Consider the following 19,290-nt stretch of genomic DNA (forward strand, 5'->3'; position numbering starts at 1 on the left):
AGCCGCTGAGGGAATGGAAAGGGTCGCGGAGCGCCGGACGACGTCCGGAGGTCTTTGAATGAATACCGTTTCGACGAAGCCGATCGCTCCGCGCCATCGTTATCCGCCAGCATCCGGTGGGCAGCCCTGTTGAGGCTTAGCCGGACCCGGGACCTGTCGTTTCCGACGGTCCCAGCCGCCGGGGGCGCGGGCCAATGGGCAATACACGCGCTTTGCCCCCGTTCGACGCCGACGGCGGGCGGGGCCTGCAACGCCAGGCTCCCCGGACACGCTGAAGTAACCCCCTCCAGCCCAGTCCCGCTCGATCGCCCCCCGCCGCCGCATCGGTCGCTGGCCTTGCGCCCTTTCCCTGCGACGAGGTGAGATCAGGATACGGGCGGTTTGGAGGGTGAGGATCAAATCGGGTCGAGAAAGTTCAGGCCTTTGAGATCGTTGAGGTTTGCTCGCTGAACGCCGAGCATAAGCGCTCGAAACCCTCTCCCTCTGGGAGAGGGTTCAAGGCGTGGCCCCATCCGGGGCGGATGCGGGTTTCGCAAAGCGGACGTTTCTAAGGCCAGCTACGGGTGGTGAGCGGACATGGGCTGATCTATCGTTGCGGCATGAGCCCAGCACCCGCGACCCAACCCGCTGACCTTTCCCTGACGGACTGGAATTGGGCGGAGCTTATGCTGCATCAGGCTCTGATCGGCGCGATAAGCCCCAATTTCAGAATGGTCGAACTCGCCTTTCAGTCCTCGATGTGGGTGGTCCGCGTTACCCTAAGAACTGATGATCCGACCGATCGCGAGGAAGTCGAGGACGTGTGCGACACGCTCGGAGGCTACTTGATCGATGTAGCCAACCTCATCAGCACGGAAGCATACGCAAGGGTTGTTCCCGAAATCGTCATCAGCACGGGGCCAATTATCTTGCGGCCCACTGGCGAGCCCCGAGTGGTATTCAGGGCACGGGAGCAGTCCTAGCGACGAAGCCCAAACGTCCGACTTGGGTCGAAAGCGGAACTGGCCTCGGCGCTCAAAGCGGACCTTCGGCCGGAGCGCCAATAACCAGACCTTCCGAACGGCAGCTAAGGGTGGATTGCGGACGTCGCCAATACCGGCCAACCTAAGCATTCGGCAACGCCGGAAAGCGCTTTGAGCCAGGGGCCACTTCAGTTTTGGATACGCGTCGGCCTGTTCGTAGCCATGGAAGCCGGTTTGCTTTGGCATCTTTGCAAAGGCCTAAAGGGCCAAGCCTTCAGGTTTTTCGATACGCCTGCGCCCCTCGCTAGATCGGACCGCCCTGTCAGCTATTGGTGCTACTCGGCGACGGTGATGCTGGGAATCTGCGCTGTGGTTTGGCTCGCCTGGGATGGCTTAGGAACGGAGCTACAAATCGTGCTGGCTTGCTCGCGTGACACTTCCTTCTGTCCCTAGGCAACCTCAATGAATGCTGATCTGAGAGCTGAAAACGAGGCCGTACTGCAACGTATGGCCGATGGAGGCGACGACCTCAGTAGGGTGCGGTTCGTTGATTTCACCGCTGTGTTCGTTGACGAGCCGTCCGCCACGGCTTTTGCCCAGAAGGTTGAAGCCTTGGGCTACGCGGTCGATGTTGAGCAGACCGGGACTGTCGCTAGTCATCCCTGGGACGTCGTCGCCAGCAGCAAAATGGTCCCTTCGCTAGACACGATCACCGATGCGGAAATTAGCCTCGGCGATTTTGCCAAAGAACTGGGCGGGGAAATGGACGGTTGGGGTTGCCTGGAGCCCGACTAGGTGGAAGTCGGACGCTGTGAACTGTTACGCTTTCTGGCTGCGATCAGTCGCCGGTATGAATGGACCCAAATGCCCACACCTATGGTTCTAGCGCTCGCGCTTCAGGCTGCGCCGCAGCTTGAGACCATCGACCACGTGACAATAACGGCCATGTCATCTCGACCGCCACCTTCGGGTATTCTAGCGACCTATGTGACAGTCTTGGGACTCGTCGATGGCGCCAGGCCTGCGACAGTCTACATTCCATATTTCGGGCAGGCGCTTCCGTCCGTATCAAGCTTGTGCCGGTTCGACGTTTCCACGCGAGATATTCCCAACGGCCCGCAGCAGGCGCGGCGACAGATTGTTGAAAAGTTCCGGTGTGAACTCACATCGGAAAGTCCGCCGATCCCGGATGTCCCACAACCGGAACCGCTATACGACTAAGCACCGCGAAGGTCTGACTTGGGTCGAAAGCGGAACTGGCCTCGGCGCTCAAAGCGGACCTTCGGCCGGAGCGCCAATAACCAGACCTTCCGAACGGCAGCTAAGGGTGGGAAGAAGACTCCGAACTGCTATCGTGGCGAACGATGAAAAACGAAACTGCTACTCGTCGCGCGGTCCGCTGGATCATGATGCCCGTCGTTCTTGTTGTGATGACATTGCTCGTGAATGTCTTGAACCGCCCCGGTGCCGAGCGCCTGGACACCGCACGTCGTGCGTTGGCCCATGCAGGCTATCCAGACGCCGAGCTAAACAGGGGGCAAGTCCCGAGCCAAATGTCTCGCTGCGGGGTCGGGCAGATCCAGAACAAGGGCTACGCTTATGCCTGGGAGACGGAAGCCCATCGTGGGATTTTCTGCCTGCCGGTGGATGGCAGGCCGAGCAGCATCCTCGTGGACGGATAGTCCGCAATGGGTCGAAAGCCGAAGTCGTCGCCCAGGCGAACAGCCGACATTCATCGGCCCGTGACGGCACAACCCGACGATCACGACGCGAGTTGGAGGCCTTGGCCCGCCCCTGCCCCTAGATCGGCATCCGCATGATTTCCTGGTACGCCGAGATCACCTGGTCGCGCACGGCCATCACCGTGTCGAGGCTGGCCTCGGCCGACGAGATGGCGGTGACGACGTCGATCAGTTCGGCCTTGCCGGCCGCCTGCTGGGCCATCTTGGTTTCGGCCGCGCGGGTCTGGTGCAGGGTGTCGGTCATGGCCGACTTCAGCAGGGCGCCGAAGTCCATGGCCTTCTTCGGGGCGTCGGCCCCGCCCAGCGACGGCATGGCCATCGAACCCTGGGCGGCGTAGGCCTTGGCGGCCGCGAGCGCGGTGATCATCGCTTAGCCCCTTACTTGCGCAGGATGTCGAGCGTGCGCGCTTCCATGGCGCGCGACGTCTCGATGACGTTCATGTTGGCTTCGTAGGCGCGCTGCGCCTCCTTCATGTCCAGCGCCTCGACCAGGGTGTCGACGTTGGGCAGCTTGACGTAGCCCTTGGCGTCGGCGGCCGGGTTGCCGGGATCGTATTCGGTGCGGAAGTCCTTCTGGTCGGGATCGACCTTGGCCATCACCACGCCTTCGCCGCCGGCGATCCTGGCCGGCTTGAACACCGGCACCTGCCGGCGATACGGGTCGCCGCCGGGCGTGCGGGCCGTCGAGTTGGCGTTGGCGATGTTCTCGGCGATCACCCGCATGCGGCCCTGCTGGGCCTTCAGGGCGCTGGCGGCGATCGCCATGGTCGCCATCGACTGGGAGCGGATCTCGGTCATCTAGTACCCCTTAGCCGCCCGGCCGACGCGTGGACGTCTTCAGCATCTGCATGGACTTCTGGTAGAAACCGACGGCCGCGTCGTAGTTCATGCGCGCGTCGGTCATCTTGAGCATCTGGTCCTCGAGCGTCACCGAGTTGCCGTCGAGGGTGGTCTCGCTGTCGGGACCTTCCGGCGACCGCCACAGGCCGGCCGGCTTGGACGGCGCCATGTGGGCGGTGCTGGTGGCCATCATCTGGACGCCTGTCGAGGCGGTCGAGGACACCGGCCCGCCGCGATAGGGCTGGCCCGCCACCTGCTGGTCCAGCGACGCCTTGAAGCTGTAGGCCTTCATGTCGCGGGGCTGGTAGTCCGGCGTGTCGCCGTTGGCGACGTTCTGCGCGATGAGCTTCTGCCGCTCGGACAGATAGCCCATGCGGTTCTTGAGCATCGCGAACAGGGGAATGTCATCGGGACCCATGCCGCTCATGGTGAAGAAACAGGGTTAATCACGCATTAAGGAGCATGCTGCACATCAGGGGTGCGGCTCCGCGTCGCGCCCTGCGCTATTCTCCTTCGCGACTCATCTCTACTCGTTCAGCCCCTCCTTTTCCGACCAGGCGTCATGGACATCTTCGAACTGATCCGCGCCGTCGCCGCCCTGGCCGTCACCCTGGGCCTGATCGGACTGGCCGGCGTGGCGCTGCGCAAGTTCGGGCCCGACGCCATGTCGCGCATCACCGCCCTGCGCAAGGACCGCCGCATGCAGGTGGTCGAGACCCTGGTCCTGGACCCCACCCGCCGCCTGGTGCTGTTCACCCTGGACGGCGAGGAGCGCCTGCTGATGCTGGGCGAGGGCCAACTGCTGGACTGGGCGCCCGGGACGTCGAAGAAGGCCCCCGCTCCGCCCAAGCCCGCTTCCAAGCCGGCCTCCAAGTCTTCTGGCAAGTCCTCCGGGGAGATCGTGGTCTGATGCGCCGCCTGCTCAAGCTGATCACCGGCGCCGACCCCAAGGATCTTCGCCAGGCCGCGATCATCTCCGTGTTAGCCGGGCTGGCCGCCGTGCTCGGCCCCGCCGTGGCGATGGCCCAGTCGGCGATCAACGTCGATCTCGGCACCGGCGCCGGCCTGTCCGAGCGCGTGGTCCAGATGGTGGGCCTGCTGACGGTGCTCAGCCTGGCGCCGTCGATCGTGATCATGACCACCTCGTTCGTGCGGATCGTCGTGGTGCTGGGCCTGCTGCGCACCGCCATCGGCGTCCAGCAGAGCCCGCCCAACCCGGTGCTGATCAGCCTGGCGCTGTTCCTGACCGCCATCGTCATGGGCCCGACCTTCGAGCAGTCCTACGACCAGGGGGTCAAGCCGCTGCTGGACAAGCAGATGGAGATGCCCGAGGCCTTCGACGCCGCCGCCCAGCCGGTGAAGGTGTTCATGCTGCGGCAGGTCGACCAGGACGACCTGGCCCTGTTCATCCGCCTGTCGAAGATCGAGAAGCCCAAGACCGCCCTCGAGACGCCGCTGAAGGTGGTGACGCCGGCCTTCATGATCTCGGAGCTGAAGCGCGCCTTCGAGATCGGCTTCCTGCTGTTCATCCCGTTCCTGGTCATCGACCTGGTGGTCGCCAGCGTGCTGATGAGCATGGGCATGATGATGTTGCCGCCCGCGACGGTCAGCCTGCCGTTCAAGCTGATCTTCTTCGTGCTAGTGGACGGCTGGCGACTCGTCGCCGGCAGTCTGGTCGAGAGCTTCCAGCGAGGTTCTGGGGGCGGTTAGTTTCAGGTTCGCGGCCCAAGCGCCGGAACGGTTAGAGAAGAACAATGGGCGTTTTCGTACTGGGGTCGATCAATCTGGACGCCGTGGCGCGGGTCGACGACCTGCCGCGGCCGGGCGAGACGGTGGCCGGCATCTCGCTGGAGCTGTTTCCCGGCGGCAAGGGCGCCAACCAGGCCGTCGCGGCCGCCCGCATGGGCGCGGCCACGCGGCTGATGGGCGCGGTCGGCAAGGAGGACAGCGGCCCCAGCCTGAAGGCCAAGCTGGCCGGCTACGGCGTGCAGGTCTCCGACGTCACCGAGCTGCCCTCGATCCCGACCGGCCAGGCCCACGTCTGGGTGTCGTCCAGCGGCGAGAACATGATCGTCGTCACCAGCGGCGCCAACGCCACCCTCACGCCCCAGCACGTGGCCGCCACGGCCCTGGAGGGCCAGCGCGTGCTGCTCTGCCAGCTGGAAACCCCCGCCCCGGCCATCGAGGCCCTGTTCCGGGCCGGCGTCGCCAAGGGCGCCCTGCGCATCCTCAACGCGGCCCCCGCCCTGCCCCAGGGCGCGGCGCTGTTTCCGCTGACCGACATCCTGATCCTCAACCAGACCGAACTGGCCACCTACGCCCGGCTGGACCACGAGCCGTCGCGCCTGGAGGAGGTCAGCCGCGTGGCCCGCAAGCTGATGAGCCGCCCGGACCAGACCGTGATCGTCACGCTCGGCTCGGCCGGCGTGGCCACGATCCGTCGCGACGAGGCCTTCCTGGTCGAGGGCCGCAAGGTCAAGGCGATCGACACCACCGGGGCCGGCGACTGCTTCTGCGGCGCCCTGGCCGCGGGCCTGTCGGCCGGCCTGGAGCTGCGCGAGGCCGTCGAGCACGCCAACGCCGCCGCCGCCCTCTCGGTCCAGAAGGCCGGCGCCGCGCCGTCCATGCCCAGCCGGCGCGAGGTGGAGCAGTTCCTGGCGGGGTGAGCGCCTAGCGCTCGCCCCGCCGCAGGTTCTTGGCCAGCACCGCCACGATGATCAGCACGAAGGCGGCCAGGCGGATCAGGTAGAGGCCGCTGCGCTCCTCGTGCGGCGTGCCCAGCAGCACCGGCAGGGCGTTGCCCAGGGCCAGCAGGCCGAACGCAGCCGAGAAGGCCAGGAACAGGCCGTCGCGCGTGCGGCTCCAGAACTTCAGGAAGAACAGGCCCGCCACCAGGAAGCCCGTGGCCAGGGCTCCGGCGATCAGTCCCTCGGCCGGCGTGATCGGGAAGCTCATTCGTCCACCTCCCAGATGAAGCCGTACAACAGCGTGGCGATGGCCAGGCCGGCGCTGGCCTGGCGGTAGGGCAACAGGTTCACCTGGGTGACGAAGATCACCAGGTCGGCCACCAGCAGCAGGTTGTTGAGGGCCAGGAAGCCGAAGCTGACCGCTGTCCACAGCAGCAGGCGCGAGCGGCTGTTCAGCCAGGCCCGGGTCAGCAGGCCCGCGCAGGCCATGCTGGCCAGCATGCAGAGGATGTAGACCACCGTCGGCCCGCTCATCGGTCTTTCCCCTTGAACTTGAAGGCGTCGGCCAGGGACTGCAGGCGCTCGGTCGGGGCCGAGATCCAGCGGATCACCGTGACGGGCTTGGTGCGGTAGGTCGCGTCCAGGTCGTCGCAGACCTTGGCCAGCACGGCCGCCGCGGGCTGGTAGCGAAAGCAGCCTCGGTCGTCGGCGACCACCAGTCCGGCGTCCTCGAAGGCGGTCAGGTTGTCGGTCACCAGGCTGTGGCTGGCCCGCAGGTCGCCGACCAGGTCCTCGACCGACCAGCAGTGCTCGGGGTCGTGCTTGAGACGCAGCAGCAGTTCCAGCGCCCAGACCGAACGCACGTGCTCTCGAATGAATTGAAAGACGTCGCGGTCGACGGTCACCTCGGCCCTTCCCCCGGATTCCAGCAGGCGGACAATAGGCGGCGAGCACGCGAGAGCAAGCTGAGCCATGGCGTTCTCGCTCCTCCCCCACAGGGGGAGGGACTTCCTAGGCGGCGCGGATGCCGCTGTGCTCGCCCGCTTGCGAGCCGACCACCGCGTCGTAGCCGAGGATCATGTCGACGTCCTTGCCGTTGCTGGCCAGGGGCAGGCGCAGCCAGAGGATCGACATGTGCGGCGAGCCCTTCCAGGCCAGGCTGTGCACCCCGACGCCCGGGCGGCGCTCGGTGACGACCTTGTCCAGCTCGCGGCGCCAGTATTCGACGGCGGCGCTGTTGTAGACGTCTTCCAGGGTGCGGCCGGTGATCTCGCGGCCATAGACCGTGTAGAGGCCGGTGCCGGCCAGCCGCAGGCGGTAGTCGATCGCGCCGTCGAGGTCGCGCTTGACGTCGATCAGGCTGACGGTCGGCAGCATGCGCTTGATGCCGGCGGGATGCAGATCGTCGCGCGACGGGAGGCTAGCCCCCCGGCGGAGGGACGCCCAGTAGGCGAACATCTCCTGGTGAGCGCGGGCCGCCGTGGCCGATGCGCTCAGCTGCGCGTTCATCTTCAGATTCCTTAACAAGTCGTTGGAATCACGACGTTTCACTATGTCTTAAGGACCGAATCGCCGCCAGTGAAAATCGCGCTCTACAGCTAAGTTTGTTGAGATGAGTCAATCCGCAAGCGAAACGTCCAGGCGAAAATCAGGATGCGAAGAACGCACTGAAATTTCGCACCCAGGACCGCAAGCGATTGTTTGGGTTAAGGTTAATGAACGCTCAGACTCAAAATTTCAGGAGCCGAAAACGGGCCGTGGGACTCCGTTTCGCGGCCGTCGCCCCTGCCCGCTCGGCAGGCGAAAAATGCAATTCAGGCGAAGCTGAAACCGCCTATGCGCCCAAGAGCTGCGTGCTAGGGTCGCGTCCGGGGGAAAGTGGCGGCCGTTCCGGAGTTCCCTTGTGCTGAAGACCACGCTGATCGCCCTCGCCGTCCTGGCCCTCGCGCCGGCGGCCGTCGCCCAGGACCCTCACCGCACCGAAACCGTGAGGTTCGCCAAGGGCGCGTCTTCCAAGACCGTGACGGGCGCGATCCGCGGCGACCAGGACATCACCTATGCGCTCGACGTCCGCGCGGGCCAGACGATCAAGGTGACCCTGAAGACCAGCAACGCCTCGGCCTATTTCAACGTCGTGGCGCCGGGCGTCGACGACGCCCTGTTCATCGGCTCCAGCTCGGGGACGACCTTCGTCGGCAAGGCCTCGGTCAGCGGCCCGCACAAGGTCATCGTCTACCTGATGCGCAACGCCGCGCGGCGGAACGAGGTCGCCAACTACGCCCTGACCTTCGGCGTCGCCCCCTGATGCGGATCGCGACCTTCTCGACCAAGGCCTACGATCGCCGCTTTCTCGACGCGGCCAATCACGGCTTCGGCCACGGCATCGACTATTTCGAGGCCAGGCTCGACGCGAGCACGGCGGCCCTGGCCGACGGCTATCCCGCCGTCTGCGTGTTCGTGAACGACCGGGTGGACACCGCGGTCCTGGAGACCCTGGCCAAGGGCGGGACCCGCTTCGTGGCCCTGCGCTGCGCGGGCTACAACAATGTCGACCTGGAGGCCGCCGAGCGGCTGGGCGTCGCCGTCGTTCGCGTTCCCGCCTACTCGCCCGAGGCGGTGGCGGAGTTCACGATCGGCCTGATCCTGGCGCTCGACCGCAACATCCCCCGCGCCTGGAATCGGGTCCGCGAGAACAACTTCGCCCTGGACGGCCTGATCGGCCGCAATCTCTCGGGCCGGAAGGCCGGGGTGATCGGCACGGGCCGCATCGGCGCCCTGGTCGCCCGGTGCCTGCGGCTGGGCTTCGGCTGCGAGGTGCTGGCCAGCGACCTGGTCGAGGACCCGGAACTGGTCGCGATCGGCGTGCGCTACGCGCCCGTCGACACCCTGCTGCGCGAGGTCGACCTGATCACCCTGCACTGCCCGCTGACGCCCGACACCCACCATCTGATCGACAGGGACCGACTGGCCGCCGCGCGGCCGGGCGTGATGGTCGTCAACACCAGTCGCGGGGCGCTGATCGACACCGCCGCCCTGATCCAGGGCCTGAAGTCACGCAAGGTGGGCGGCGTCGCCCTGGACGTCTACGAGCAGGAGGCGGATCTGTTCTTCGAGGACCTTTCGAACGAGATCATCCAGGACGACGTCTTCCAGCGCCTGCTGACCTTCCCCAATGTCCTGATCACCGGCCACCAGGCCTTCCTGACCGAAGAGGCCCTGGCGGCGATCGCCGAGACCACCCTGGCCAGCCTGGCGGACGCGGAGGCTGGCAGGCCCCTGACCTGCCGGGTCACGGCCCAGCAGGTTCGGGGCGCCTAACCGCGTACGGCCTAAGCGCGTCCGCGACGCGCCGGCTTCCGGCCGCCCTGCCCCAGGCCCATCTGCTTGGCCAGGTCGGAGCGCGCCTGGGCGTAGTTCGGCGCGACCATCGGATAGTCCTTCGGCAGGTCCCAGCGGGCGCGGTACTGCTCGGGGCTCAGGTCGTACTTGGTGCGCAGGTGCCGCTTCAGCGACTTGAACTTCCGCCCGTCCTCGAGACAGATCAGGTAGTCCGGGGTGATGGAGCGCCGGATCGATACGGCCGGCTCTCGGCCGGTCTCGGACGTCTCGACCTTGCCGCCGACGTTCGACAGAGCCAGGTGCACGCTGCGGATCAGGGCCGGCACGTCGCCCGCCGCGATGGTGTTGCCACCGACATAGGCGGCGACAAGGCCTGCCGTGACTTCAATGAGGTCGGACTGCTTGTCCATGTTCTTGTCGCTCCCCCGACTCGTACTGACCCTCCAGGAGCCAATTCTGTTTTGGATAGCAGATTATTACACGCGAGCAACATAGACGTGTGGGTATCTACCGTTCAAGGGTGGCGCTGGACTGGTCTGACCAATCCAGGATACAGCCATCAGTTGATAGAAACCTGGATTCCTGGCGCACAGTATTCATCGAACACATTCAACGACTGCGGTCGATTAGCGTGCAAAGTCTCGGGAAAGCGCCAGCATGGCGGCGCGCTGCGGCACCGAATATTCGTCTACGGCGGCCTCGTCGCCCTCGCGGATGGCCTTCAGCAGGGCCGGGGTCATGGCCGACGACAGCGACCAGTTCCAATAGCGCAGCATGGTCTGGGCGCGGTCCACGGCGATGGTGTCGAAGGCTGTCAGCACCCGCTCCAGGCTCGGCGACGGCGCGCCCGAGGCGTCGGTTTCAGGTCGGCGCAACCCACGCCACAAAGCCCTTACCGCGCCGCGCGGCAGGCCCGTGGCCTTGCACAGGATCGCCAGCGGCTCGCCGCCCTGATCGGTGAAGATCTTGGCCCCGGTCATCGGCTTCAGGCCCGACAGATAGGAGATCTCCTCGGCCGTCTCGCGGGTCATGCCGTTCTGGGCGGCGGCGATCGCGTCCTCCAGACTGGCGTAGGGACTCTTGGCGATGGCGGCGCGGTTTCGCTGACGTCGTTCAATGAACTGAAGCGCCTTTCGCGACAGCGGATCCTGCCAGCCCTCGGCCGAGGCCAGGGGGAAGACGTCGCCGACCGCGTCCTGCAGGATTTCCCGCGACACGGCGAAACGCTGCAGAATCGTGCGTCGCGCATCGGCGTCGGACCACCAGAACATCACATAGGCATGGCTGGGCCGCAGCTCGGCGCGCTTGAGCAGCAGGGGAATCAGTTGCGGGTTGTCGCGCGTGGCCGCGACGATGTTCTCCAGCCCCTGGTGGCTGAAGCGCGTCAGGTCGTTGCGCAGCAGAAGCTCGGTGACGCCCACCTCGTCCATGTCGACCAGGGCGTCGGCCACCACTTCGCTGACCCCGCGCCGCAGGGCGATCAGCCGGCGATGGTCCTGGGTGCTGTTGTAGAGGCAGCTGATCAGGTCGGCGTCGCTGAGCGAGGGCGAATGCTCCAGCAGGGTGCGGGCCACCGGCAGTTCGTCGCGCAGCAGCAGGCGGACCAGCACGCCGGGCATCTCGGCCAGGTTGGCCAGGCGGCGGGCCACCTTCTCGCGCTCACCGACGACGGCGTCGCGCAGCATCTCGACCAGCAGGTCGGCGGTCATGGCGCGCTCGAAGGCGTTGATCCGGCTGGCCGGCAGGCAGACCACGTCGGCCAGCCGCTTGAGCAGGGCGGCGCGCGAACGCGGCGTGGCGGCCGGTTCGGGCTCGGGACTGGCGAAGGGCGCGGCGAAATCGTTCATGGTCGTCCTGACGGCAACCCGTCGTGCTCAAAGCCTAGACCGGAACGCCCTAACGTCGGATGAGCGGTCCGTCATACCCTGGAACTTACCGCCACTCGCCGGGACGCGAGCGTGGTTCGATCTTCAGCGCGGTGGCGCCCTGCACGTAGCGATCGCGGAAGGCTTCGCGGCGGGGGGCCGCCGGGACTTCGCGGCGCTGGTCCTGGCGCGGCCGGTATTCGTGGATCTGGGCGCCGACCTGGAAGCCGCCCAGCAGCCGTTCCAGTTCCTCGACCTCGGCGGCCAGGGCGCTGGTGGCGGCGGCGGACTGCTCGACCATGGCGCCGTTCTGGTGGATCACCTGGCCCATCTGGTTCACCGCGGCGTTGACCTCGGCCAGGCCCGTGGCCTGATCCTTGGACGAGGCGGCGATCTCGCCGACCAGGTCGTTGATCTCGATCACCTGGCCCAGTATCTGGTCCAGGGTCTGGCCGGTCTCGCCGACCAGCTTGACGCCCTTGTCGACCTGCTCGCTGGAGGCGCGGATCAGGCCCTTGATCTCCTTGGCGGCGTCGGCCGAGCGTTGGGCCAGGGCCCGCACCTCTTGCGCCACCACCGCGAAGCCCCGACCGGCGTCGCCCGCGCGGGCGGCTTCGACCCCGGCGTTCAGGGCCAGCAGGTTGGTCTGGAAGGCGATCTCGTCGATGACGCCGATGATCTGGGTGATCGACTGCGATGACTTCTCGATGCCGCCCATGGCCTCGACGGCCTCGCGCACCACCTGGCCGCTCTTCTCGGCGTTGGACTTGGCGCTCTGGGTCACGCCCCGCGCCTGCTCGGCGTTGTGGGAGCTCTTCTTCACCGTGGCGGTGATCTGGTCGAGGGCGGCGGCGGTGCGCTCCACACCGGTCGCCTGGCGCTCGGTGCGCTGGGCCAGGTCGTCGGCGGCGGCCGAGATGTCGCCGCAGCCGGCGCGGATGCTGCGCGCCGCGCCCAGGACACCGGCCAGGGTCTGCTGCAGGTTGTCGACGGCGGCGTTGAAATCGGTGGGGATCTTGCGGGCTTCCGGCGGGAAGGCGTCTTCGCGCAGGCGCGAGATCAGGTCGCCCTCGGCCAGCTTCTCGACGCCCTGCCCCAGGGTGTTGACGGCGGTCAACTGGGTGCGGGCGTAGGTCTCGACCTCTTGCAGATGGCGGCGCTGCTCGGCCTCGGCGGTCGCGCGCTCGGCGTCCTCGGCGGCGCGGGCCGTCTGCTCGCTCGCCAGCTTGCGCTGGACGCCGTCCAGGCCCTTGGCCAGCGCCTGGACCTGCTGGTCGTCGGTGTCGGGCGAGCGCAGCGGCTGGTCGTACTGGCCGGCGCCCAGGGCGTCGACCGAGCGGGTCAGGCCGTCCAGGGCGCGGCGCGTCGCCTCGCCCCAGGCGACAAGCCCGATGATCAGGGTCGCGACCAGCGTCGCCATGCCGGCCATGCTGAACGGCGAGACCAGGCCCGGTCCGCCGAACGCCGCCCAGCCCAGCTGGCCCAGGCCCGCCGACAGGCCGAGGACGACGATCAGCCTCCAGCCGAGAGGCAGCCGATTGAACCCGCTCATTCCGAATCTCCGAGGCCGCGCTAGGCCAGGTTCGAGAAATGGCGACTGAGTCCTAACGCCTCATTAACCATACCCGCGCCGCGACATTTTGGCGGGGTAAGAGGCGCGAACCGCCTCCTCCGCCGACGGCGAAGAGGCGGCCTCGCTCTAGGCGGCGATGATCTGGATCGACCGTCTTGACTCCGCTCGATCCAGAATATAACCATTTAGTTATGGAACTGATGAGTTATGGAAACCCCGCGGGGCTCGACGCCACTTTCGCCGCCCTGGCCGACCCGACCCGACGCGCCATCCTGGCGCGGCTGGCGGCTGGCGAGGCCTCGGTCGGCGAATTGGCCGCGCCGTTCGCCATGAGCCAGCCGGCGATCTCCAAGCATCTGAAGGTGCTGGAGAAGGCCGGGCTGGTCTCGCGGGGCCGCGACGCCCAGCGCCGTCCGGTGCGGGTGGAGGAAAAGCCCCTGGCCGAGGCCAACGCCTGGCTGGAGGCCTACCGACAGACGCTGGAGGCCAACTTCCAGCGCCTGGACGCCCTGCTCGACGAACTGAAAACCACCCAGGGACGCTGAAGCGCCCTCCCCATCCAGAAGGAAACGACCCATGGCCCAAGACAAGCTGACCGTCGCCACCCAAGGCGACCGCGAAGTGGTGTTCACCCGCGCCTTCGGCGCCTCGCGAGAGCTGGTGTTCGACTGCATGACCAAGCCCGACCTGGTGAAGCGCTGGCTGCTGGGCCCGCCCGGCTGGACCATGCCGGTCTGCGAGATCGACCTGCGGGTCGGCGGCAAGTTCCGCTATGTCTGGCGCAACCAGGACGGCCGCGACATGGGCATGGCCGGCGTCTATCGCGAGATCGTCGCGCCGGAGCGGATCGTCCACAACGAGGTGTTCGACGACAACTGGACCGGCGGCGAGACCACGGTCACCTCGACCCTGACCGAGACCGGCGGCCGCACCACCCTGACCACCTCGGTGATCTATGCTGACGACAAGGCCCGCCAGGGCGCGCTGGTCAGCGGCATGACCGACGGCATGGAGATGGGCTACGCCCGCCTCGACGCCCTGCTCGAAACCGTCTGACGGGACGGGAGGGGGAACGGCCATGGAGGCTCGCCTCGCCGACGCCATGGCCGCCCTGCGGTCGGCCGCCACCGACCACGACCTGGCCAATCTGGACCGGTTCGGCATCGTCGCGCCCAGCGCCCTGGGCGTGTCGATGGCCAATCTGCAGAAGATCGCCAAGCGCCTGGGCCGCGACCACGACCTGGCCGCCGCCCTCTGGGCGACCGGCGTCTACGAGGCCCGGATGCTGGCCAGCCTGGTCGACGATCCGGCCCGGGTGACGCCGGAGCAGATGGACGCCTGGCGGGCCGACTTCGACAACTGGGGCATCGTCGACACCGTCTGCTTCAAGCTGTTCGACCAGTCGCCCCACGCCTTCGCCAAGATCCAGGCCTGGGCCGGGCAGAACGACGAGTTCGGCCGGCGGGCGGCCTTCGCCCTGCTGGCCTGCCTGGCGCTGCACGACAAAACCGCCGGCGACCAGCCGTTCCTGGACGGCCTGGTCCTGATCGAACGCGCCGCGGGCGACGACCGGAACTTCGTCAAGAAGGCGGTGAACTGGGCGCTGCGGGCGATCGGGCTGCGCAAGAGCCCGGCGTTGAAGGCCGCCGCGATCGGGACCGCGCGGCGCCTGGCCGCCTCGCCCGAGCCGTCGGCGCGCTGGATCGGCAAGGACGCGCTGCGGGCTTTGACGAAGGCGCCCAAGGCCGTTCGCAGCTGATCCGCGGCGTCTCGCAGAAATCCGACCCGGCCGTGTCGCATCGGCCCCTACCCGATCGTCTTAAGTTCAAACCCTCCGAAGGAGACCGTCGATGAGTGACCTTGCCCTGCGTACCTCGCCCCGCCGCATCGGCCGCAGCGTGCTGGCGGTGATCGCCGGTTTCCTGACTGTGGTCGTGCTCTCGACCGCCACCGACGCCGTGCTGCACGCCGCCAAGGTCTATCCGCCGCCGGAACAGGGCATGCACGACCCGCTGCTGAATCTGCTGGCCCTGGCCTATCGCAGCGTCTTCACCCTGGCCGGCGGCTGGATCACCGCCAGGCTGGCCCCGAACACCCCGCTGCGCCACGCCTTCATCCTGGGTGTCCTGGGTCTGATCGCCGGCACGGCCGGCGTGATCGCCACGTGGAACCTGGGCCTGGGGCCGCACTGGTACCCGATCCTCCTGGCGGTCACCGGCTTGCCCCTGTGCTGGGCGGGCGGCTGGCTGGCGGTGCGGGGGCGAGCGTCGTGAGGCTGGCGCGGGGTTGGGGCCTGGCGCTGGACGCGATCGCCGAGCACGAAAGCCGTGTCATCCCGGACGAAGCGCGCGGCGCGAAGATCCGAGACCGACGCCAGAGCGCCGCGTTCCAGGTCGGTCCCGGGTCTGCGCTTCGCTCCACCCGGGATGACAGCTTGGGCAGAGACGCTCGCTAGACCCGCTCGACCAGCACGCCCGGCCGCCGAGCATCCAGTCCAAACGTCACCGGCAGGTGGCGCACGTGCGGGGTCTGCAGGTTCAGGGCCTTGGCCCCGCGCGCCACGGCCAGCTTGCCCAGCGCCAGGGGGCCGAAGCCGTCCTGCACGCGCGGCCTGGCGCCCAGGCGGCGGCGCAGCACGCCGTTGGCATAGATGACGTTGGCCCGCATCAGGGCCGGCGGGGTCATGAATTCGATCGAGATCGAGACGTTCAGCATCGGGCCGTTCTCGATCCGATGCGGGGCGTTCTGCTTCCAGGTGACCATGGTCCCGGGCGTCAGGTCGTAGGCCTGGGCGCCGGCGTCCCACGCGGGGTCGAAGGCGAACTGCTCGGCGGTCTCCTTGAGCACGATCTTCTCCAGCGCCAGCTCGCCGACATAGGGATCGGCGACCGGGTAGACCCAGACCTTCTTGCGGCCGCGGACCTGCCACAGCGACACCAGCGGCACGTCCAGATGGTAGAACACCTGGGCGTCGGCGCTGCTGATCAGCATGCCCAGGTCGCGCTTGAAGGTCTTCAGGCCCGGCACGCGGGCCTCCTTCTCGGCGAAGATCTCGTCGCAGAGGGCGGCGTATTCCGGCACGAAATCGTTGGTGTGACGCAGGTTCAGCCAGATGCGACCGGCCTTGGCGGCCTCCAGAAGCTGGTCGCCGGTCAGGTTCCCCGCCGCGCCCTTGCGCCAGGTGGTCCAGGCCTTGGGGTCCTCGCCCATGGTGAAGACGCCCAGCTGGTCGCGCGGATACTGGTCCAGCAGGCGCGCCAGGCCCTCGTCGTCGAACATCGGCCGCTCGTGCAGGCCATGCTGGAAAGTCAGGTTCTCACGGCCGAAGGCCGCGGCCTTGGCGTCGGTCCAGTCGCTGATGATGCTCACGACACGGTCCTTCCGTAGAAGTGGATCTTGAATGGGCCCCACCACAGGGTCTTGCCCAGGCCCCGGGCGGCGCGGTCCAGCCAGTCGGCGCGGTCGCCGGCCCGGGTCAGCCACTTGAAGCCGGCCACCAGGCCGAATAGCGCGGCCTGGACCACGCCCACCGCCATCCAGCGGGCGACGCCCACGCGGTCGGGCGGACTGGCGGCGGCGCAGTGGGCCGAAGGGCCCTGGCCGTAGGCGAAGGCGCGACGGATCGTGTAGTCCAGGCTGAGGCGGTCGGGCACGGGATCTTCCCAGACCCACGCGGCCGGCTCCCAGGCGAAGCGCGCGCCATTGGCCTGCATGTGGCCGAACAGCATGTCGTCCTCGCCGCCGATATGGTTGCGCTCCACGGCGAACGGCGCGACCGGATCGGGCAAGGCGGCGCGGCGCAGCAGGCTGTCGCCGCAGCCGTAATAGTGGTCGATGACGCCCGCCTCGGCGGGGCCTTCGCGCGAGAAGAAGCGCTCCAGATAGTCGCGATGCGCGACCACGCTGACCGGCGCGCGAGCCCGGACCGGGCCGAACACCACGTCGGCCTCGTAGAGCGCCTGGGCGGCCAGCAACGCCGCCAGCCAGCCGGTCGGGGCCTCCTCGTCGTCGTCGAGAAAGGCGATCAGCGCGCCGCTCGCCTTGGCCATGCCGGCGTTGCGGGCATAGGCCACGCCGGGGCGCGGCTCGTGGACATAGTGCACTGGAAACGGCGCCTGGCGGGCCAGCTCGGCGACGGTCTTTTCGGCCGACGGGGCCTGGTCGTTGTCGACGACCACCAGCTCCAGGGCGGCGAAGTCGACACCGACCTGGGCGCACACCGAACGCGCCGCGACGGCCAGGCCGTGCGGACGCCGTTGGGTTGGGATCATGACCGTGACGCGCATGAGAGCTCCAGGCTTTGGCGGACCTTAGCCGCCGCGCCTTTGCGCTTGGTTAGCGAACGCGTCGACCAGGCCGCGCATCCGCCCGCCCAGGGTCAGCTCGACGCTGGAGATGGCGTCCATGCGACGGGTCAGCCGTCCGACCGGGCCAGCGCCCCGCGACCCGGCCAGGGCCATCACCCCGTCCAGCGAGTGGGCCATCCGCCCGGCCATGGTCGAAGCCGTCGCCGTGCCGTCGCCGATCTGGACCTGGCTCAGCGCATAGGCGCCCTTGTAGTGGTCGTGGCCGGGACCGAGGTCGTAGTGATGCAGGTCCAGGCCCGGCATGGCCGCGATGGCGCGCATGAAGAAGATCTGGCCCGGCGACCACTCGCCATAGGCCGGATTGGTCGAGGCGATCCACGGGTGATAGACGCCGTCCAGCCGCACGCCGAAATGCCCGGCCACCAGTTGGCCGCCGGCATAGAGATTGATCATCAGCCCCTGGAATGGACCGGTCTGCTTCTGGAACAGGTCCAGCAGCAGGCCTTGCACCCAGGCCGGGCGCAGGAAGTCGTGGACGCCGGTGCGCTCCAGCTGTTCGCGCTTCCAGGCGATCAGTTGGTCGAAGGCTTCTCGCGAACGGTCGGCGGCGACCAGTTCGATGGTCCCCATCTCGCGCTCGAGCTTGCTGTCCAGCCGGCGCCAGTTCTTGATCTTCTTGGGGCTGGCCGCGCGGACGGCCTCCAGATAGGCCTCGGCGTCGGTTCCGCCCCAACCTTTCGTGGCCAGGTCGATCACATGGGCGGTCTTCCGAGCGGTCTGGCCGAACACGCCATGGGGGTCGATCAGGCCGGTGTAGCGATAGGCGGTCAGGTCGGCGGCGCGCAGCACCTGCGCGGCGTCCAGGCCGGCGTCGGCGCGCGAGACCAGGCCGTGATAGTCCGACAGCGGCGAGCCGATGGCCCGGGCCATGGCGCCGGGACGGCGGTGATGCGGCAGGAAGCCCAGGGTCTGCCCCTCGCGCCGGATCACGGCCACGCGGGCGTCGTCGCGGACGGCTCCAACGGCGCGCGCGAAGTCCGGACCCAGCAGCGGGCTGGCGAAGGCCGGCTCGGCCGCCGCCATCTCGCGCCACGTCCGCAGATCGGCCTGTGTCAGGTCGCGCGGGTGAAGGGTTTCGACGTCCAGCATCGCTGTGTCCTAATCCGATCCCGTTAGGGAATGATGTGGATCAGGACTGCAATGCGCGGGCCATATTCGCGGGACAGGCGAACATTCACGCGGAGGGTGTAACTAGGCGAAAGTCGCCTTGACGATCGTCTCGATGCCCTGCTGGTCGACGGTGTCGAACGCGGCCGGTTTGTCGGAATCCACGTCGAACACCGCCAGCAGCTTTCCGGCGGCGTCGAACACCGGCACGACGATCTCGCTTTCCGAGCGGCTGTCGCAGGCGATGTGGCCCGGAAAGGCGTGGACGTCCTCGACCAGCTGGGTCTGGCCAGTCTCGGCGGCCGCGCCGCAGACGCCGCGCCCGTAGGCGATGCGCAGGCAGCCCAGGGTGCCCTGATAGGGCCCGACCACCAGCTCGCGCGCCTTCAGCGGATCGACCACGTAGAAGCCGGTCCAGAAATAGTGGTCGAAGCTGGAGGCCAGCATCGAGGCCACCGTCGCCATGCGGGCGGTCAGGTTGGTCTCGCCGTCCAGCACCGAGGCGATCTCGTCGGCCACCTCGGCGTAGCGGGCGGCCTTGTCGGCGGTCAGGGTCTTGTCGTTGAAAGCTTCGGCCATGGGCGGGGATATAGCGCGTTTGGTGGGGGATGCGAGGGGGGACAAACGAGGCGGGCCGCGGACGTTCGACACACGCGCACCCTCTCTCTTAGAGAGAGGGAGGGGCCCGCCGCGTAGCGGTGGGAGGGTGAGAGGTTTCACCGCCAGCCGGAAAACCTCGAGACCTCCGATCGTTAAGGCGTGAGGACTATGAAGAACGCCGTACGCGGGCGCTGAAGCTGTTCGGCGT

At 67.7% G+C, this 19,290-nt stretch carries 26 protein-coding genes; 12 read left to right on the forward strand and 14 right to left on the reverse strand.

Annotation, left to right across the window (positions count from 1 at the left end; genetic code table 11):
- Positions 1-665: 665 nt before the first annotated feature.
- The 3 genes from AC1DMQ_RS02280 to AC1DMQ_RS02290 all read left to right on the forward strand — a co-directional run bounded on the left by AC1DMQ_RS02280 (position 666) and on the right by AC1DMQ_RS02290 (position 2,644).
- Complete coding sequence (locus AC1DMQ_RS02280; RefSeq protein ID WP_477031938.1) at positions 666-962, forward strand: MafI2 family immunity protein; 297 nt, start codon at positions 666-668, stop codon at positions 960-962.
- 462 nt (positions 963-1,424) lie between these two features.
- Positions 1,425-1,757 (forward strand): ribonuclease E inhibitor RraB, encoded by a 333-nt coding sequence (locus tag AC1DMQ_RS02285; protein ID WP_477031939.1) that lies wholly within the window; start codon positions 1,425-1,427, stop codon positions 1,755-1,757.
- Between the two features lie 569 nt (positions 1,758-2,326).
- Positions 2,327-2,644, forward strand: coding sequence for a hypothetical protein (locus AC1DMQ_RS02290; protein WP_477031940.1), 318 nt, complete (start codon positions 2,327-2,329; stop codon positions 2,642-2,644).
- Between the two features lie 118 nt (positions 2,645-2,762).
- Here the strand turns inward: AC1DMQ_RS02290 and fliE are convergent, their stop codons facing one another.
- The 3 genes from fliE to flgB are packed head-to-tail and all read right to left on the reverse strand — an operon-like array spanning position 2,763 to position 3,962.
- Complete coding sequence (gene fliE / locus AC1DMQ_RS02295; protein ID WP_477031941.1) at positions 2,763-3,071, reverse strand: flagellar hook-basal body complex protein FliE; 309 nt, start codon at positions 3,069-3,071, stop codon at positions 2,763-2,765.
- Positions 3,072-3,082: 11 nt separating this feature from the next.
- Entirely contained in the window at positions 3,083-3,502 is a 420-nt protein-coding gene (gene flgC / locus AC1DMQ_RS02300) for a flagellar basal body rod protein FlgC (protein WP_477031942.1), read from the reverse strand.
- 10 nt (positions 3,503-3,512) lie between these two features.
- Entirely contained in the window at positions 3,513-3,962 is a 450-nt protein-coding gene (gene flgB / locus AC1DMQ_RS02305) for a flagellar basal body rod protein FlgB (RefSeq protein WP_477031943.1), read from the reverse strand.
- A 144-nt stretch (positions 3,963-4,106) separates the two neighbouring features.
- On the opposite strand from flgB, the gene AC1DMQ_RS02310 reads away from it, so the two are divergent.
- From AC1DMQ_RS02310 to AC1DMQ_RS02320, 3 genes are read left to right on the forward strand one after another with little or no spacing between them, the layout of a single operon-like run.
- Entirely contained in the window at positions 4,107-4,454 is a 348-nt protein-coding gene (locus tag AC1DMQ_RS02310) for a hypothetical protein (RefSeq protein ID WP_477031944.1), read from the forward strand.
- A complete protein-coding gene (gene fliP / locus AC1DMQ_RS02315; RefSeq protein ID WP_477031945.1) occupies positions 4,454-5,254 on the forward strand; it encodes a flagellar type III secretion system pore protein FliP in 801 nt (266 codons plus the stop codon). Before AC1DMQ_RS02310 ends, fliP begins: the two co-directional genes overlap by 1 nt.
- Positions 5,255-5,298: 44 nt before the next feature.
- Positions 5,299-6,210 (forward strand): ribokinase, encoded by a 912-nt coding sequence (locus tag AC1DMQ_RS02320; protein WP_477031946.1) that lies wholly within the window; start codon positions 5,299-5,301, stop codon positions 6,208-6,210.
- A gap of 4 nt (positions 6,211-6,214) precedes the next feature.
- Here the strand turns inward: AC1DMQ_RS02320 and AC1DMQ_RS02325 are convergent, their stop codons facing one another.
- Genes AC1DMQ_RS02325 through mopJ form a run of 4 tightly spaced genes read right to left on the reverse strand, consistent with a single transcriptional unit; the run spans position 6,215 to position 7,746 of the window.
- Positions 6,215-6,499, reverse strand: a complete 285-nt coding sequence (locus AC1DMQ_RS02325; RefSeq protein ID WP_477031947.1) for a DUF5985 family protein — start codon at positions 6,497-6,499, stop codon at positions 6,215-6,217.
- Positions 6,496-6,765 carry a DUF5985 family protein gene (locus AC1DMQ_RS02330; protein WP_477031948.1) on the reverse strand — a complete coding sequence of 90 codons (270 nt, stop codon included), beginning with the start codon at positions 6,763-6,765 and terminating at the stop codon, positions 6,496-6,498. Before AC1DMQ_RS02330 ends, AC1DMQ_RS02325 begins: the two co-directional genes overlap by 4 nt.
- Positions 6,762-7,205, reverse strand: coding sequence for a hypothetical protein (locus AC1DMQ_RS02335; protein WP_477031949.1), 444 nt, complete (start codon positions 7,203-7,205; stop codon positions 6,762-6,764). The genes AC1DMQ_RS02330 and AC1DMQ_RS02335 overlap by 4 nt, the downstream gene beginning before the upstream one ends.
- Positions 7,206-7,242: 37 nt before the next feature.
- A complete protein-coding gene (gene mopJ / locus AC1DMQ_RS02340) occupies positions 7,243-7,746 on the reverse strand; it encodes a motility/cell cycle regulatory protein MopJ (RefSeq protein WP_477032261.1) in 504 nt (167 codons plus the stop codon).
- 388 nt (positions 7,747-8,134) lie between these two features.
- On the opposite strand from mopJ, the gene AC1DMQ_RS02345 reads away from it, so the two are divergent.
- Positions 8,135-8,536 carry a hypothetical protein gene (locus AC1DMQ_RS02345; RefSeq protein WP_477031950.1) on the forward strand — a complete coding sequence of 134 codons (402 nt, stop codon included), beginning with the start codon at positions 8,135-8,137 and terminating at the stop codon, positions 8,534-8,536.
- Complete coding sequence (locus tag AC1DMQ_RS02350; RefSeq protein WP_477031951.1) at positions 8,536-9,549, forward strand: 2-hydroxyacid dehydrogenase; 1,014 nt, start codon at positions 8,536-8,538, stop codon at positions 9,547-9,549. The genes AC1DMQ_RS02345 and AC1DMQ_RS02350 overlap by 1 nt, the downstream gene beginning before the upstream one ends.
- 11 nt (positions 9,550-9,560) lie before the next feature.
- Here the strand turns inward: AC1DMQ_RS02350 and AC1DMQ_RS02355 are convergent, their stop codons facing one another.
- The 3 genes from AC1DMQ_RS02355 to AC1DMQ_RS02365 all read right to left on the reverse strand — a co-directional run bounded on the left by AC1DMQ_RS02355 (position 9,561) and on the right by AC1DMQ_RS02365 (position 12,987).
- Complete coding sequence (locus tag AC1DMQ_RS02355) at positions 9,561-9,980, reverse strand: Ros/MucR family transcriptional regulator (RefSeq protein ID WP_477031952.1); 420 nt, start codon at positions 9,978-9,980, stop codon at positions 9,561-9,563.
- Positions 9,981-10,196: 216 nt separating this feature from the next.
- Positions 10,197-11,417, reverse strand: coding sequence for a DUF2336 domain-containing protein (locus AC1DMQ_RS02360; protein ID WP_477031953.1), 1,221 nt, complete (start codon positions 11,415-11,417; stop codon positions 10,197-10,199).
- A gap of 85 nt (positions 11,418-11,502) precedes the next feature.
- Positions 11,503-12,987, reverse strand: coding sequence for a methyl-accepting chemotaxis protein (locus AC1DMQ_RS02365; RefSeq protein WP_477031954.1), 1,485 nt, complete (start codon positions 12,985-12,987; stop codon positions 11,503-11,505).
- 221 nt (positions 12,988-13,208) lie between these two features.
- Here AC1DMQ_RS02365 and AC1DMQ_RS02370 point away from each other — a divergent pair, with 221 nt between their 5' ends.
- The 4 genes from AC1DMQ_RS02370 to AC1DMQ_RS02385 all read left to right on the forward strand — a co-directional run bounded on the left by AC1DMQ_RS02370 (position 13,209) and on the right by AC1DMQ_RS02385 (position 15,281).
- A complete protein-coding gene (locus tag AC1DMQ_RS02370) occupies positions 13,209-13,553 on the forward strand; it encodes an ArsR/SmtB family transcription factor (protein ID WP_477031955.1) in 345 nt (114 codons plus the stop codon).
- 31 nt (positions 13,554-13,584) lie between these two features.
- The gene (locus tag AC1DMQ_RS02375; protein ID WP_477031956.1) at positions 13,585-14,064 is read left to right on the forward strand and encodes an SRPBCC family protein; all 480 of its coding nucleotides are present in this window, start codon (positions 13,585-13,587) and stop codon (positions 14,062-14,064) included.
- 22 nt (positions 14,065-14,086) lie between these two features.
- On the forward strand, positions 14,087-14,767 hold the full coding sequence (locus AC1DMQ_RS02380) for a DNA alkylation repair protein (protein WP_477031957.1): 681 nt from the start codon (positions 14,087-14,089) through the stop codon (positions 14,765-14,767).
- 91 nt (positions 14,768-14,858) lie between these two features.
- The gene (locus AC1DMQ_RS02385; RefSeq protein WP_477031958.1) at positions 14,859-15,281 is read left to right on the forward strand and encodes a hypothetical protein; all 423 of its coding nucleotides are present in this window, start codon (positions 14,859-14,861) and stop codon (positions 15,279-15,281) included.
- Positions 15,282-15,459: 178 nt separating this feature from the next.
- Here AC1DMQ_RS02385 and AC1DMQ_RS02390 read toward each other — a convergent pair whose 3' ends face one another.
- The 4 genes from AC1DMQ_RS02390 to AC1DMQ_RS02405 all read right to left on the reverse strand — a co-directional run bounded on the left by AC1DMQ_RS02390 (position 15,460) and on the right by AC1DMQ_RS02405 (position 19,061).
- Entirely contained in the window at positions 15,460-16,491 is a 1,032-nt protein-coding gene (locus AC1DMQ_RS02390) for a hypothetical protein (protein WP_477031959.1), read from the reverse strand.
- Positions 16,374-17,294 carry a glycosyltransferase family 2 protein gene (locus tag AC1DMQ_RS02395; protein WP_477031960.1) on the reverse strand — a complete coding sequence of 307 codons (921 nt, stop codon included), beginning with the start codon at positions 17,292-17,294 and terminating at the stop codon, positions 16,374-16,376. The genes AC1DMQ_RS02390 and AC1DMQ_RS02395 overlap by 118 nt, the downstream gene beginning before the upstream one ends.
- A gap of 24 nt (positions 17,295-17,318) precedes the next feature.
- Positions 17,319-18,464: a GNAT family N-acetyltransferase gene (locus AC1DMQ_RS02400; RefSeq protein WP_477031961.1), complete on the reverse strand. Its 1,146-nt coding sequence runs from the start codon at positions 18,462-18,464 to the stop codon at positions 17,319-17,321.
- A 102-nt stretch (positions 18,465-18,566) separates the two neighbouring features.
- Entirely contained in the window at positions 18,567-19,061 is a 495-nt protein-coding gene (locus tag AC1DMQ_RS02405; RefSeq protein WP_477031962.1) for a GAF domain-containing protein, read from the reverse strand.
- Positions 19,062-19,290 lie beyond the last annotated feature (229 nt).

It is taken from the genome of Caulobacter sp. 05L422 (assembly GCF_056397765.1).

Coding starts and splice junctions, on each gene's coding strand:
- AC1DMQ_RS02280 (WP_477031938.1), top strand. CDS start 666: ATGCTGCATCAGGCTCTGATCGGCGCGATAAGCCCCAATTTCAGAATG.
- AC1DMQ_RS02285 (WP_477031939.1), top strand. CDS start 1,425: ATGAATGCTGATCTGAGAGCTGAAAACGAGGCCGTACTGCAACGTATG.
- AC1DMQ_RS02290 (WP_477031940.1), top strand. CDS start 2,327: ATGAAAAACGAAACTGCTACTCGTCGCGCGGTCCGCTGGATCATGATG.
- fliE (WP_477031941.1), bottom strand. CDS start 3,071: ATGATCACCGCGCTCGCGGCCGCCAAGGCCTACGCCGCCCAGGGTTCG.
- flgC (WP_477031942.1), bottom strand. CDS start 3,502: ATGACCGAGATCCGCTCCCAGTCGATGGCGACCATGGCGATCGCCGCC.
- flgB (WP_477031943.1), bottom strand. CDS start 3,962: ATGGGTCCCGATGACATTCCCCTGTTCGCGATGCTCAAGAACCGCATG.
- AC1DMQ_RS02310 (WP_477031944.1), top strand. CDS start 4,107: ATGGACATCTTCGAACTGATCCGCGCCGTCGCCGCCCTGGCCGTCACC.
- fliP (WP_477031945.1), top strand. CDS start 4,454: ATGCGCCGCCTGCTCAAGCTGATCACCGGCGCCGACCCCAAGGATCTT.
- AC1DMQ_RS02320 (WP_477031946.1), top strand. CDS start 5,299: ATGGGCGTTTTCGTACTGGGGTCGATCAATCTGGACGCCGTGGCGCGG.
- AC1DMQ_RS02325 (WP_477031947.1), bottom strand. CDS start 6,499: ATGAGCTTCCCGATCACGCCGGCCGAGGGACTGATCGCCGGAGCCCTG.
- AC1DMQ_RS02330 (WP_477031948.1), bottom strand. CDS start 6,765: ATGAGCGGGCCGACGGTGGTCTACATCCTCTGCATGCTGGCCAGCATG.
- AC1DMQ_RS02335 (WP_477031949.1), bottom strand. CDS start 7,205: ATGGCTCAGCTTGCTCTCGCGTGCTCGCCGCCTATTGTCCGCCTGCTG.
- AC1DMQ_RS02350 (WP_477031951.1), top strand. CDS start 8,536: ATGCGGATCGCGACCTTCTCGACCAAGGCCTACGATCGCCGCTTTCTC.
- AC1DMQ_RS02355 (WP_477031952.1), bottom strand. CDS start 9,980: ATGGACAAGCAGTCCGACCTCATTGAAGTCACGGCAGGCCTTGTCGCC.
- AC1DMQ_RS02360 (WP_477031953.1), bottom strand. CDS start 11,417: ATGAACGATTTCGCCGCGCCCTTCGCCAGTCCCGAGCCCGAACCGGCC.
- AC1DMQ_RS02365 (WP_477031954.1), bottom strand. CDS start 12,987: ATGAGCGGGTTCAATCGGCTGCCTCTCGGCTGGAGGCTGATCGTCGTC.
- AC1DMQ_RS02370 (WP_477031955.1), top strand. CDS start 13,209: ATGAGTTATGGAAACCCCGCGGGGCTCGACGCCACTTTCGCCGCCCTG.
- AC1DMQ_RS02375 (WP_477031956.1), top strand. CDS start 13,585: ATGGCCCAAGACAAGCTGACCGTCGCCACCCAAGGCGACCGCGAAGTG.
- AC1DMQ_RS02380 (WP_477031957.1), top strand. CDS start 14,087: ATGGAGGCTCGCCTCGCCGACGCCATGGCCGCCCTGCGGTCGGCCGCC.
- AC1DMQ_RS02385 (WP_477031958.1), top strand. CDS start 14,859: ATGAGTGACCTTGCCCTGCGTACCTCGCCCCGCCGCATCGGCCGCAGC.
- AC1DMQ_RS02395 (WP_477031960.1), bottom strand. CDS start 17,294: ATGCGCGTCACGGTCATGATCCCAACCCAACGGCGTCCGCACGGCCTG.
- AC1DMQ_RS02400 (WP_477031961.1), bottom strand. CDS start 18,464: ATGCTGGACGTCGAAACCCTTCACCCGCGCGACCTGACACAGGCCGAT.
- AC1DMQ_RS02405 (WP_477031962.1), bottom strand. CDS start 19,061: ATGGCCGAAGCTTTCAACGACAAGACCCTGACCGCCGACAAGGCCGCC.